Annotated in this window: 9 protein-coding genes and 1 tRNA gene; 4 read left to right on the plus strand and 6 right to left on the minus strand. The window is 65.6% G+C overall.

Features of this window, described 5'->3' with window-relative positions:
• Positions 1-160 precede the first annotated feature (160 nt).
• The 3 genes from FFS35_RS12560 to FFS35_RS12570 all read left to right on the plus strand — a co-directional run bounded on the left by FFS35_RS12560 (position 161) and on the right by FFS35_RS12570 (position 1604).
• Positions 161-466 (plus strand): hypothetical protein, encoded by a 306-nt coding sequence (locus tag FFS35_RS12560; protein ID WP_137787445.1) that lies wholly within the window; start codon positions 161-163, stop codon positions 464-466.
• 18 nt (positions 467-484) lie between these two features.
• Positions 485-1039, plus strand: coding sequence for a TMEM165/GDT1 family protein (locus FFS35_RS12565; RefSeq protein WP_249341609.1), 555 nt, complete (start codon positions 485-487; stop codon positions 1037-1039).
• A gap of 67 nt (positions 1040-1106) precedes the next feature.
• On the plus strand, positions 1107-1604 hold the full coding sequence (locus FFS35_RS12570) for a DNA starvation/stationary phase protection protein (RefSeq protein ID WP_137787447.1): 498 nt from the start codon (positions 1107-1109) through the stop codon (positions 1602-1604).
• 48 nt (positions 1605-1652) lie between these two features.
• Here the strand turns inward: FFS35_RS12570 and FFS35_RS12575 are convergent, their stop codons facing one another.
• The 5 genes from FFS35_RS12575 to FFS35_RS12595 form a co-directional block, all read right to left on the minus strand.
• On the minus strand, positions 1653-2180 hold the full coding sequence (locus FFS35_RS12575) for a YcnI family protein (protein ID WP_137787448.1): 528 nt from the start codon (positions 2178-2180) through the stop codon (positions 1653-1655).
• Between the two features lie 14 nt (positions 2181-2194).
• The gene (locus FFS35_RS12580) at positions 2195-4234 is read right to left on the minus strand and encodes a TonB-dependent receptor (RefSeq protein ID WP_137787449.1); all 2040 of its coding nucleotides are present in this window, start codon (positions 4232-4234) and stop codon (positions 2195-2197) included.
• A 76-nt stretch (positions 4235-4310) separates the two neighbouring features.
• A complete protein-coding gene (locus FFS35_RS12585; protein ID WP_249341610.1) occupies positions 4311-4715 on the minus strand; it encodes a hypothetical protein in 405 nt (134 codons plus the stop codon).
• A 107-nt stretch (positions 4716-4822) separates the two neighbouring features.
• Entirely contained in the window at positions 4823-9448 is a 4626-nt protein-coding gene (locus FFS35_RS12590; protein ID WP_137787450.1) for an NAD-glutamate dehydrogenase domain-containing protein, read from the minus strand.
• A 323-nt stretch (positions 9449-9771) separates the two neighbouring features.
• On the minus strand, positions 9772-11025 hold the full coding sequence (locus FFS35_RS12595; protein WP_137787451.1) for a hypothetical protein: 1254 nt from the start codon (positions 11023-11025) through the stop codon (positions 9772-9774).
• 140 nt (positions 11026-11165) lie between these two features.
• On the opposite strand from FFS35_RS12595, the gene FFS35_RS12600 reads away from it, so the two are divergent.
• Positions 11166-11241: transfer RNA gene (locus tag FFS35_RS12600), tRNA-Thr, on the plus strand.
• On the opposite strand, the gene FFS35_RS12605 is transcribed toward FFS35_RS12600, so the two are convergent.
• Entirely contained in the window at positions 11212-12828 is a 1617-nt protein-coding gene (locus FFS35_RS12605) for a recombinase family protein (protein WP_137787452.1), read from the minus strand. The genes FFS35_RS12600 and FFS35_RS12605 overlap by 30 nt on opposite strands.
• Positions 12829-13221 lie beyond the last annotated feature (393 nt).

A 13221-nucleotide genomic window follows, 5' to 3' on the forward strand; every position in this document is an offset into this window, starting at 1 on the left:
AATTCCTGTACTTGCGAAATAGAAAAAGCGGCGAACTGGCGCGCGCCGCTGACAGGGTCGGGCGAATGACGCAGCACGCGCCGGATGTCAAGCGCCGACAGCGGTTAACGCCGTCTTTACCCGCCGGGCGCATCCTTCCAGCGCAGGGGAGGATCGAGCCATGCGTGGAGAAGATGTGTCTGACGTGCGGGCCGAATTGTCACGCCGGATCGTGGCGATCGAATGGCGCGGCGGGACCGGCGCGGTAGCGCGCGAGGTGGATGCGATTCGCCGGATCGCGCACCGCAACGGCATGATGCCGGCCGTGACGGTCGCGCATCTGCTCGAATCGGCGCTGGCGCGGGGCGAGCACGGCGCGCTGGTGCACGACTGGCTCGCGATGCTGCGCGAGGCGGTGCAGAGCGAGCGGCAGGATGACGCGACCTCCGACGCTTTCGCCGCTGCCTGCCAGGTGCGGTTCGCCTGACACGCGATGGATGCGCTGATGGCCGGGCTGGTGCTGGGCGCCCTGTGCCAGATTGGCGATCGCACGCCGTGGCTCGCGGCGATCCTTTCAGACCGATATCGTGCGCCGGGCACGATCATCCTTTCCGCGATCATCGCGCTGACGGCGAATTACGCGCTCGGAGCGGTGGGCGGCCTGATGATTGCCCCGCTGCTGGCGCCCGAGGCGCGCGATCTGCTGCTCGCGCTGGCCCTGATGCTCGCGGGGGTCAGCGCGTCTTGGCGCGACAAGGCGCCTGACAGGCTGGCGAACTGGAGATTGGGGGCGTTCGGCACCAGCGCGATCGGCCTTGCGATCATGGTATTCGGCGATCGCATGCAGTTCATCGCCGCCGGGCTGGCCATGCGATCCCCGCTGCCGTCGCTGGCGGCGGTTGGCGCGACGATCGGTGCGCTCGCGGTGATCGTGCCGGCGATCGTCATCGGCGAGGCGGGATGGGTGGCACTGCCCCGGCGCCTGATGAGCCTTGCCAGCGCGGCGATCCTTGCGCTTGCCGGCATCATTATCGCGCTCAGATCAATTGCTCTGATCTGATTTCCCGATGGAGCGAATCCAGTATTGATCCGTTATCGCAACGAACCAGATCAATGGAGGATTTCCCGTGGCCGATCCCAATCCGAAGCTGAAAACCCCGAGCGATCTCGCGCGCAACGAGACGCGCACGGTGGCGGACGCGCTCAATTCCGCGCTGGCCGATTGCTTCGCGCTGTATCTCAAGACCAAGAATTTCCACTGGCACGTATCCGGCCCGCACTTCCGTGACTATCACCTGCTGATGGACGATCAGGCGGCGCAGATCCTCGGCGTCACCGATGCGATCGCGGAACGTGTCCGCAAGACCGGCAACACCACGCTGCGCTCGATCGGCGATATCGCGCGTCACCAGACGATCGGCGACAACGACAAGCCGTTCGTATCGCCGGAAGACATGCTGGCCGAGCTGCGCGACGACAACCTCAAGCTGGTCGAGAGCTTCCGCACGGTGAAGGAAGCGGCCGAAGAGGCGAAGGACAATGCCACCAGCGGCATCGTCGACGAATGGACCGACCAGGCCGAAGAGCGCGCATGGTTCCTGTTCGAGGCAAGCCGCAAGGGCTGACGCACGGCGCGCCGGGGAGGCATGTGAAATCCTCCCCGGAGCGACCGATCAGTGCGTGTCGTGGCTCGCCGGCGTCGCGCGCAACATCAGCATCGGCGCGGGCATTGCCGTCATGTGCCACGCGGCGGGTGATGCCGGGATGTTTACCCAGTCGTTGCTGCCAGATGCGCAACGCTGAGTCGTACGGAAAAAGAGCGGGCCGGCCGTAGCCGGCAGCTTCATCATGATTCCGAACTGGTCGAACTGGTCGCCAGGCAACTCTCCCGTCCAGGTGATCGCCGAGACGCGCTCGGTAACAAGCGCCCCCCCTTCCCCCGTTACGGCAGACTTGAGCGGCTGACGCTCCACCGCGAGCGTCCAGCCCGGCTTCGGCTGTGGCCGCGCGGATATCACGCTTTCCGGTATCTCAACACGCACGGATCGCGTCGGGGACGCGCCACAGCCGTGGGCGATGCGGAGGAAGCCGGCATAATAGCCGCCCGCCTGCGCCTCCGGATCGGCGAACACGACATGCGCGCCAGCCGCCGTTCCGGCCAGCACGATGGAAAACGCGGCAAGCGTCGATGAAATGCGCATGGTTGCACCTCCGATTAGAAAGTGAAGCGGACACCGCCGAACACTGAACGGCCCTCGCCCGGGAAAAAGACCGCGCGATTGATGCCGGGCTGGCTGGCATCGGTGATCGCGGCGAATTCGGCGGTATATCGCTTGTCGGCAAGGTTTCGCGCATCGACGAAGATCGTCGCCGGCCCGACCGCGAACCCGCCGCTGATATTCACCACGGCATAACCCGGCGCCTTCATCGTATTGGCATAATCCACCCAGACCGATTTCATCCGCCAGTCGAGGAACGGCTCCAGATAAACGCCGTGCGCGCCATCGTAGCGAACGCCGATGCGATACTGGTGTTCGGGCGCGACCGGCAGGCGATTGTTGCGATAGACGGGATCGTTGACGAAGCGGAAATCCGACCAGGCATAGGTCTGGCGCAGGCGAAGGCCGGGCGCGATCCGCCAGTCGAGGCTCGCCTCCACGCCCTGGTGCCGCGTGCGACCCGCGTTGAACACCGCCGCGGGCAGATTCGCGGCGGGCAGGAAGCTCAGCAATTCACCATCGATATCGGCGCGGTAATAGTCCACGTCCCAGGTGAAGGCGCCTGCGCGGCCGCGCGTGCCTGCTTCCGCCGTCCAGGCTCGCTGCGTATCGAGCGGCACGAACAGCGAGCCGCTGGTATTGGTCTGCGTCAGCGCGCCGAAATGCGGCGGCTCTACCGAGCGGGTATAGTTCGCATAGACCTGCGTGGCGCCATGTTCGAACAGCAGGCCGATACGTGGCGCGAACCAGTCGTAGCTCACGTCGTCGGCCTTGCTGGCGAGCCGGTTCTTGTAGTCACGCGTGGCACGGCCCCACGAGCCGCCCGCGACGAGCGCCAGCTCGGGCACGACGAAAAAGCGCCCCTCCGCAAACACGTCCAGCCCGCTTGCGAGTTGCTGCGCGTCACCGATCCGCGGGCCGTTCTGGCCGCCGAAGTTTAAGTAGAGGTTCTGCTCGGTGCCGCCTTGACGGTAATAGGCACCGAAGAACAGGTCCGCCTTATGTCCGGCGATCTCGCCCGACACGTCGAAGCGGCCGAACAGCCCCTGCGTGTCGGTATCCTGATCGATCACGATCGAGATCGGGTGGTGAAGATCGGTCTGCGTGGCATAGGCGCCGCCCTCGAACACCACATTGTCGCTGAGGCGCAGCCGCGTCTGGAGCGTGACGCGTTCCACCGTCTGGTCGCGCGCCTGCTTGCGCGCCACCACGCCGTCGCCGGCATAGCGCGGATTGTTCAGGGCATCGCTCAGCGTGAGCGCGCCAGGCACGCCCTGGCGGATATCGGCCGCATAGCCGATCAGCCGCACTTCGTTATCCTCGCCGAAGCTGTAGCCAAGGTTTACCGTGCCGCGCGTCACGTCCGACTTTTCCTGCTGGCGAAAGCCGTCGGAATGATAGCTGTGGACCGAGGCGTAATAATCGAACGACCCCGCCTTCCCAGCCGCAGCCGCCCGCACCCGATATGTTTCGAACGAGCCGCCCTCCAGCCGAAAATCGAACGGCGTCTCCGCCGTCTTGCCGTTCGGGGTGACGAGGTTCACGGCGCCGCCAAGCTGCGCACCACCGAAGCGCAGTGCGTTGCCACCCTTGTACACCTCGATATAGCGCGCGCCGAGCGGATCGATCTTCTGGAAATCGGAAAAGCCATCCGCATCCGCGAACGGCACGCCATCCTGCGCGAGCAGCACGCCGCGCTGATGATAGCTCTGGTCCAGCCCCGAGCCACGGATCGACAGCCGCGATTCATCGCCATAGCGCTTGTTGGCAAGCACGCCCGGCACGTCCCGCAGCAGATCGTAGATGCCGGTGACGCTGCGATCCTCATAGGTTTCGGCCGCCACCACGGATACCGAGCCCGGCGTGCGCGCGAGCCGCTGGCGCGCCTCCGAAACGACCGCCGGATCGCCAGCCTGGGCGGCAGCGGTTACGATGATATCGGGCTGCTTTCCATCCGCGCCGTCAGTCGGATCGGCAAAGGCGGGCGTGGCAATGATGGTGGAGGCGAGCAGCGCCGCCTGAATGGTCCTGAACATGAGAATCCCCTTTGCGGCGCGCATCGGTGGCGCGCCGGATATGTCGCTGGTTGTCGAGCGGGCGCGGCCCGTCGGGTCAGGCGATCAGGGGCGGCCCGCGCAGGGGCGGCCGCAACCACGCGGCGGCGCGCGGCGGCAGGGTGACAGCGAGCAGCAGCGCAATCGCGAGGATGAACAGCAATGCCTGCGCAAGCTGGATCGCATCCGCCCCGCCGATCAGCGGCAGCGCGAGATCGGCGAAGGCGCACGGGCTGCGCGCCTGATCGCCTTCGTCGCCGGTGTGGTGCACCTGTTCGAGGCCCGGGACAGACACGGCCATCATCGTCGGTCCGTAACCGCTACAGATGCCGATCACGACGCGGCCATTATCAAGCGTCGGCATAAAGCCCGCCGGCACCAGCACGCGCACCGCCAGCGTTGCCGCGACGATCAGCACGGCAAGTAGAGGAAAGGTTCGCAAAAGGCGACGAAGCGCGCTCACGCGGTTGCGTTAGCGGGGTGCGATACGCTTGTCACCGGCTCTGCCGACAAATCGGGAGGGGTCGCCTTTTCCACTGAAGGAAAGGCGACCCTGCGGGCGTTCCGCCCCTATCGACCGAGCAATACGCGCGCCTGACCCGCGATCTGTGCGAGCATCGCGGCATTGAGCGCGGGGGCGTGGCGGGCACGATCGACCAGCGCCTTGAACTGCGCCACGCGCGCACCATTGGCACCCAGCCATTCATCGACCAGCTTGCCGGGATCGCCCTTTCCGGCGCGGCCGAGGAAATCGAAGCGCAATTGCTGGAAATCGCGCGCCAGCCCGGCGATCAGCAGCCGCTCCCACGGATCGCTGGGAATGATGCGCGCCGCATTGGTCTGCGCCCAATCCAGCCCGAGCGCCTGGCCCAGCCCGGTAAAGGCACGTGCGACCTTCGTTTCGTCAAGCCGCAGGCGATCGCTGAGATCCGCGAGGCCGATCGCGCCGTCCAGCTCGAACAGTCGCACGACCTTGCCGGCCAGCGCCGCCGGGGCGCCCGAAGCTTCCAGCGTGGCAACGATGCGCCCGCTCTGCGCGCGTGCCTCTTCAAGCAGCAGTTCGCCGGTATGCGCGTCGAGATTGGCGAAGCCCTTGCCGATCCGCTTCAGCACCGCCTCCGGCGCGGTGCCCGGCGCAGTGACTCGCAGCAGATCCGCGATCTGCGAACGGGTAGCCGCCGCCACCTCGTCGAACAGCGCTAGCCGAGCGGCCTCCGGCATCGCGCCCGTCTCGATCTCGCCCCACAGCGTGGGCAGATCGAACAGCCGCTCGACCACCACGAACATCGCCGCGATGTCGGAAAGCGCTGCGCCCTCCTCCTCCGCAAGCTCGAACGGGTGAAGCACGCCGATGCGGTTGATGATCCGGTTGGCGAGCTTGGTGGCGACGATCTCGCCGCGCAGCCGGTGTTCGTCGATCGCCTTGCCGAACCGTTCCCGCATCGCCGGCGGGAAGGCGGCATGGAGATCGCGTTTCATCGCCGGATCGGTGGCGAGCGCGGCATGTTCGATCGCCTCCTGCAACGCGAGCTTGGCGGTGGCGAGCAGCACGGCCAGCTCCGGCCGGGTCAGCCCGCGCCCTTCGATGCCGCGACGCAGAAGCTCGTCATTCGACGCGAGGCCCTCTACCTTGCGATCGAGGCGGCCGGCATCCTCGAACATCTCGATCACGCGGACATAGCTCGGCAGCCCGCGCGCACCATCGCCCTCCGCGATCGACAGCGCGAGCGTCTGGAGGCGATTATCCTCCAGCACCAAGTGCGCCACGTCATCGGTCATCGACACGAGCAGCTGGTTGCGATCCTCGAACGCGAGGCGCTTCTCGATCATCTCGCGGTTGAGCGCGATCTTGATATTCACCTCATTATCCGAGCAATCGACGCCGGCCGAATTATCGATGAAGTCGGTATTGATGCGCCCGCCGCGCGCGGCGAACGCGATGCGCGCCGCCTGCGTGACGCCAAGGTTCGCCCCCTCGCCCACCGCAATCGCGCGCACGTCCTCCGCATCGACGCGCAGACGATCGTTGGCGGGATCGCCGACGGTGGCGTTATTCTCCGCCGCCGCCTTGATGTACGTGCCGATGCCGCCGAACCATATCAGGTCAACCGGGCTCTTCAGGATCGCCGAGATCAGCCCGGCCGGCTCGATCTCATCCACCGCAATATCGAGCGCGGCTTTCACTTCCGGGGTCAATCTGATCGATTTGGCGCTGCGCGGAAAGACGCCGCCGCCTTTGGAAATCAACGCCTTGTCATAATCTTCCCAGCTCGACCGCGGCAGTGCGAAAAGGCGCGCGCGCTCGTTCCAGCTCGTCGCGGGATCTGGATCGGGATCAAGGAAGATGTGGCGGTGGTCGTAGGCCGCGACGATCTTCAGCGTCTTGCTTAGCAGCATCCCGTTGCCGAACACGTCCCCGGACATGTCGCCGCAACCGACGACCCGGATCGATTGGGTTTGCACGTCCACACCGCGCTCGGCGAAATGACGCTGCACCGAGATCCACGCGCCCTTGGCGGTGATACCCATCGCCTTGTGGTCATAGCCGACCGAGCCGCCGCTGGCGAAGGCGTCGCCCAGCCAAAAATCACGCTCCAGCGCGATCGCATTGGCGACATCGCTGAACGTCGCGGTGCCCTTGTCGGCCGCGACGACGAAATAGGGGTCGTCGTCATCCAGGATCGCGACGCCCTTCGGGTGCACCACCTTCCCGCCGACGATGTTGTCGGTGATCGACAGCAGCGTGCGGATGAAGATGCGATAGCTCTCCGTCCCCTCCGCCAGCCAGGCGTCACGATCGACCGCAGGGTTCGGGAGTTGCTTGGGGTAAAAGCCGCCCTTCGCGCCGGTCGGCACGATCACCGCGTTCTTGACGCGCTGCGCCTTCATCAGGCCGAGGATCTCGGTGCGGAAGTCGTCGCGCCGGTCCGACCAGCGCAGGCCGCCACGGGCGACCGGCCCGGCGCGCAGGTGGATGCCCTCCACGCGCGGTGAATAGACCCACACCTCGCGCCACGGCAGCGGTGCCGGCAGGCCAGGTATCTTCGCGCTGTCCAGCTTGAACGCCAGCGCCTCGCGCGCCGCATCGGTGAAGGCATTGGTCCGCAGCGTCGCGCCGATCACCGCGCGATACGCGCGCAGGATGCGATCGTCATCGATCGCGACCACGGCCTCTAGCCCCGCTTCAATCGCGTGATCGACCGCCGCATCATCGCCCTTCGCACCGGGCTTGTGGGTGAGGATGAACCGATCGATAAGCGCGCGCGTCACGGCGGGCGCACGGCCGAGCGCATCGACGACGGTGGTGAGGCCGTAGCTCATTCCCGCCTGCCGCAGATAGCGGAACCAAGCGCGCAACAGCACCACCGCATCCGGTGCGATGCCGACATCGAGGATAAGGCGGTTGAACTCGTCATTCTCCGCCTCGCCTTTCAGCACAGCGGCGACGGCGCCCTCGAGCACTTCCTTCGCCACCGCGCCGTCGGCCTCGTTCGCCTCCAGTGTGAAATCATGGACGTAGCTTTCGGCTTCCTCGCGCAGGCGCGTCGCCCATTCGCCGATCACCCGAAAGCCGAAATTCTCCAGCACGGGCACCGCATCCGACAATGCCAGCGGGCCGTTGGTCTTGTAGATCTTGAGGCGCTGCTCGCCCGCGGTGGCTGGGTAGAGATTAACCTGGCGATCCTCCGCGCCATCAAGTTCGGCAAGCCGCAGCACGTCCTCGGCCGCCTCCTCCGCCGTGCCGACGGTACGATAGCTCATCGGGAAGGCCGCCGCCCAGCGCAGCGAAAGGCGCGCCGCGCGCGGCGCCGGCAGACGCTCCATCAGCGCGGCCTCGACATCGCGAACCCAGCCGCGCACCATTTTCTCAAGCTGCGCGTCGAGCGCATCCTCGTCCGGCATCCCGCTCGATCCACGCAGATCAACGGTATAGCGGATCAGCGCGGTGCTGCCGTCCTCCATCGCGACCGTCCAGTTGAGGATCGCCCCGCCGGCGGCATCGGCGATCATATCCCCGATGGCGACGCGGCGCGCGGTGGTCAGTTCGTCGCGCGGCAGCCAGACGAAACCGAACAACTGCCGCCCGAGCGGCGAGCGCACCAGCACCAGCTTCGGGCGCGGGCGATCGGCGATGCTCATCGCGATCAGCGCCAGCCGCTCGAGCGATTCCTGATCGAAGGCGATGACCAGATCGTGCGGCAGCGAGCCCATCGCGTGCGCCAGTGCCTTTCCAGTGTGGCCGGCCGGATCGAAGCCGAACTTCCCCTCCATATCCGCCAGACGCTGGCGCAGCACCGGCACGGCACGCGGCGGCGCGGCGAGCGCGGCGCTCGTCCACAGCCCGGCGTGAATCGACAGCCCGGCGTAGTTGCCGCCCTCGATCACCGGCACGATAATGAGGTCGATCGGCACGCGGCGATGCACCGGGGAGATCAGGCTGGACTTCAGCAGCAGCGGCGCCTCGCCGCCATTCTTGGCGAACCATGCCAGCGCCAGCTCAAGCGAACGCTGGGCGAGCAGCGGCACCTTGTGCGGATTGCGCGCGATGCCAAGCGCCTCGCCCGACCCACGTCCATCCGCGAACCAGCGCAGGTGGCCGATCAGCGTGAAATGACGATCGAGGAACCAGCGCATCAGCGTGGCGCCCTCACTCGACCCCCCAGTATCCTCGATCGATCCGGCATCGGCGGCGAGCGTGGCCTGCATCGCCCGCCAGTCCGAAACGGCCGCGCGCACATCGGCGAGCGCGCTTTCGATATCGGCGACGAGATCGCGACGCTCGCGCGCATCGGCGCGCTGCATCTCGATATAGACCATCGATTCGCGCGCGCCATCGGCATCCGAGACGCCCTTGATAACGCCGTCGGCCCCACGCGTTACGGCGATAACCGGGTGGATGATGCGATCGATCGCAATGTCATGCGCCGCGATCGCCGCCGCGATCGAGTCAACGAGAAACGGCATGTCGTCATTGACGATCGCCAGCCGTTGGCGCCTAGCGCCGGCGTCACCGGGAAGCTGTTCCAGCGCGATCGCGACCGTGCCCGGGGGCCGCCGCTCGGCGGTCGCGGCGAGGAAGCCGGCGGCCTCCGTCTGCTCGGCTGGGCCGAAGCCGTGAAGCTCCCCCGGAAGTGCGCGGTGGGTGAGACGGGCGGCGAGCGCTTCCGAAAGCGCCTTGAGCGATGACCTGGTCATAGGCGGGCGCTATGCGCCCACGCGCCGCCCGGCTCAAGACTTGTGACAAATGCGACAATCCACGATTGTCGCGGCGTGGATTCTGGCGGGCTGTTCCAGTCCGAGACGGCGGACCCCGCCGCATCGAGCATCCTCGCAATTTTCAAGCATATGCCACGCAGGATCGGCAGCGATAGTGCGCCAAGCGCGCGCGATCAGCAACGTTGCACGCCGCGCTGGCATATGCCCGGCAGAGCGCGCCTGGCATCGCGAGCCAGGACTTATCGCGCTAACGGAATTTTCTTTCGGCGATGCCGCCCTGGTCAGACGTGTCGAGCGCCGAATCAGTCCAGCGCCGCAAGCGCGCGTGTCGCAAGTCGCGGATCATTGGCGACCGCGCCCAGCACGTCGAGTTCGCCCGTTCCGTTCGCGCGCGCCACCAGCACGACGATCTCGCCCGCGACGGCGCCCGTATCGAGCGAGACGTGCGCGATAGCCTTGCGATCGGTCGATGGCGCCGGCCGCATCACCTTCGCGGGACGACGCAGCGCGCGTTCGGCCGCGACGATACCCTTCACGCCAGCGGGATATTGATCGATGAAGGCGCCAAGTCCGCCCATCGGCACGCCTTCGCGAAGCGCGAAGCTCAGCACGGCGGCGAATTCGGTAATGCGCGTCTTGTCATAATCCGCGCCGAACACGAGCTTGATGATCGGCGTCATCGGCGCGCGCGCCTGCTGGGAGAGGCCGGCATCCTCCAGCAACTCGCCGAGACCATCCGCATCGCTCCCGGCGGCGAGCGCGAAGTCATGCGCTCGCCCCAGCGCACGATACAAGGCCGAGCGGCTTCGCACATCGGAGGCGCGCGCCGCAGCCGCGCTTTCCCGCGCGAGCGCCAGCCTGTCACCGAGCGAATGCGGCGCCACCGCCTCCTCGGCATCGGCCGCGTCCACGCGCCGGCTCGGCCCGTCAGCCCAAACCTCGGGCGCGTCGCCAGGGGCCTCGGCGGTCGCTGCCGGCGCGGCGCGCATCGCGGCGGCAAGTTCAACATCCAACCGCGCCTGTTCGTCGCCGCCAAGTACTTCCTTCCAGTTGATGACGCCATAGATGAAGTCGATCTGGTCATCGCTGGAGGAGAATGGCATCAGAATGCCGCGATAGAGCGTCTGGTAACCGCGCCGGCCGACGAATTCGGCTTCGAAGCCGATCGGAGCGCGATTGGCGATGATCTGCAGATAATGGTCAGTCAGCCGCGACAGCAGCGAGCGCGCCGGCACATCTGCTATGCGCGTGATCGCGTGATCCAACGCACATTCTTCGCGCAGCGCGCGGCCGAGGAACTGGATTTCGGGGTCGTCGATTCCGCGCGTGAAATCCAGCAACACGCTGTGCGCGCCGAAATCGGCGATGCCGGCGGGATCGAGATCCTCGATCGACGGATATGGCCGCCCCTTCAGCAAGGAAACCCAGTGGTTATAGGCGCGCACGTGCATCCGGCGCTCATCCGTGCCGATCGCTTCCATCGGCTCACCTACCCCGCCGTCGGCCGGATCATTGTCATGTGGCCGGCCATCATCGAAGCCGCGGGCGGTGTCCATAAATTCCCCTCGACGCATCTGTCGGTAACGCCCGCGATTGTGCCCACTCATGGTAAAGGAGCCGTAAACAACAGCGCGCTTGCAAGCCCCTGATACTCCTGCTAGGCGCCGCGCCTCGACACGCTCGCTGGCGTGTCCTGGCCGCTTTAGCTCAGCTGGTAGAGCATCGCATTCGTAATGCGGGGGTCACAGGTTCGAGTCCTGTAAGCGGCACCACTCCCGGTCAAAGATGGGCACCGTGCCCTCTTTGACGGGAAGTCCAACGGCAAGGCCGTTTTCCAGCGCCGACATTGGACCTGAGATGATGATCTCGCTCGGTCCAACGCGAACCTCTGCAACGAACATCCGCAGATAGGCCGAGCGTAAGCTGTTGTCCTCGCCGCGGAGCTTATCTCGCAGCATATCGCCGAAGCGGTCGACGGTGCGTTCGTCGATCTTCCGCTTACCCCTGGCCAACTGAGCCTCAAGAATATCGATGCGGCTGATCACACCCGCCAATGCCGTCCGGTTTATTGCCATCCGCTCAGCGAACGCCGGATCGCGCGGACTCATGGTGCCCTGCTCAATAAGAATCAGCAGATTTTTGGTGGCGCTTTCGAGCCGGGTTCGCTCGGCACGAGCGCGAGCCAGTTCAACCTCGCGTTCCTCCGTGCGCGCCTGTGACACGTCGAGCACACCTGCCAGCAGCTCGCGCAGCCTGTTGCGCTCGAGCAGTCGTTCTTCGATCGCGTCGAGAACGACGCCGTCGAGCAGTTCGCGTCGGATGTTTGGGCACGCGCATTTGCCGCCCTGGTTCACCTTGTTGTTGCAGGTGTAATAGGCATAGCGACCGCCCTTGCCGGTGCGGATTGTCATGCCGCTAGCGCAATTAGGCATACCGCAACGCGCCACCCCCGTCAGGAGCGTAGTGCCGGCCGCGACATGAGGCGCTGTTCGTCTCGGATTGCGCGTCGCCCGGGTCGCTGCGACCCGCTCGAACTGGTCTTGCGTGATGATCGCCGGGCAGGACACAGCGATCGCATCCTCGGCGTCCGGCGTGATGCCCTCATCGTCGGCTGTGCGATCATGATAGACGCCGGTATAGCGCTCGTTGCCGAGAACCCCTGCGACATTGCCATTGGTGAACTTCCTGCCGCGTAGGCTATGCCCACGAGCATTTAGCTGCTGGGCGATCCAACGAGCGCCACGACCGACATCCGCCCAGTCAAAAATCTGACGGACGATTACGGCTTCATCCTCGACGATCTCGAGCTTCTTTCGAGCTTTCTCTCCATCCTGCCGCGCTATGTAGCTGCGGTAGCCCAACGAGATCGGACCACCATTATAGAATCCCTGACGGGCATTCTCCCGTCGGCTCTTGCTGGTAAGGAGCGAGGCATCGCGAGCTTGCTCTTCGCTCAGCAACGCCGCGATCGTCCGGCCCATCCGTTGGCCACGGCCAGTTCCAAAATCCTCCGTGACGGATTCTACCTCAACCCCGGCATCCTCAAGCCGGCCGACTGTGTTGAAGAAGAGCTGCATGTTGCGCGCCATGCGGCTGAACATGTACATCACTACGACGTCGACCGGGTGATCAACAGCCGTCGCCTGCCGCACCATTCGCTGGAACTCGGGCCGCCTGTCGTTCTGGCCGGTAAACCCCGCGTCGGCGAACTCCTCGACGATGACCATGCCTTTCTTGGCGGCATAGCTGCGGATGGCGGTGCGCTGGGCGTCGATGCTCTGCGGCACGCCGCCCTCCTTGTCGACGGACAGGCGCATATAGGCATATGCCCGGACCGGGCCGCGCTTGGGCTTTACCATTTTCCTATCCACTCTTGCGTTCGAAGAGTGTCTCAAATTCTCCCGCGAGGGCTTCGAGCACGAGCACGCATTCCCGTCGGGTCACGGGCGGAGATCGAAATCTAGACGGCTGTAAGTCGTTCGATTGGCGCGCAGTATTGCGCTGCGAGTGCGCGTCGCCCAAGCCGTCAGATGATTGTGAACTCTCTTCCGCCATTCAAACGGCGTCGCGGATTTTCAGCGACGGCGCTTCAACCTCGCCGGGGTAAAACGAACATGTCCCAAGCAAAGCGCGGTCCCCGACACCGCCTTGACCATCGGCAAGGCTGGGGCTCTATGCCATTTACGCCACAAACGGGGACTTTGACGTGATTTGGAATAACGACCGCGGTCGACGATGAACTGTCGAGTAAA

The organism is Sphingomonas sp. 3P27F8 (assembly GCF_005502745.1).
GTDB lineage: Bacteria > Pseudomonadota > Alphaproteobacteria > Sphingomonadales > Sphingomonadaceae > Sphingomonas.

Coding starts and splice junctions, on each gene's coding strand:
- FFS35_RS12560 (WP_137787445.1), top strand. CDS start 161: ATGCGTGGAGAAGATGTGTCTGACGTGCGGGCCGAATTGTCACGCCGG.
- FFS35_RS12565 (WP_249341609.1), top strand. CDS start 485: ATGGCCGGGCTGGTGCTGGGCGCCCTGTGCCAGATTGGCGATCGCACG.
- FFS35_RS12575 (WP_137787448.1), bottom strand. CDS start 2,180: ATGCGCATTTCATCGACGCTTGCCGCGTTTTCCATCGTGCTGGCCGGA.
- FFS35_RS12580 (WP_137787449.1), bottom strand. CDS start 4,234: ATGTTCAGGACCATTCAGGCGGCGCTGCTCGCCTCCACCATCATTGCC.
- FFS35_RS12590 (WP_137787450.1), bottom strand. CDS start 9,448: ATGACCAGGTCATCGCTCAAGGCGCTTTCGGAAGCGCTCGCCGCCCGT.
- FFS35_RS12595 (WP_137787451.1), bottom strand. CDS start 11,025: ATGGACACCGCCCGCGGCTTCGATGATGGCCGGCCACATGACAATGAT.
- FFS35_RS12605 (WP_137787452.1), bottom strand. CDS start 12,828: ATGGTAAAGCCCAAGCGCGGCCCGGTCCGGGCATATGCCTATATGCGC.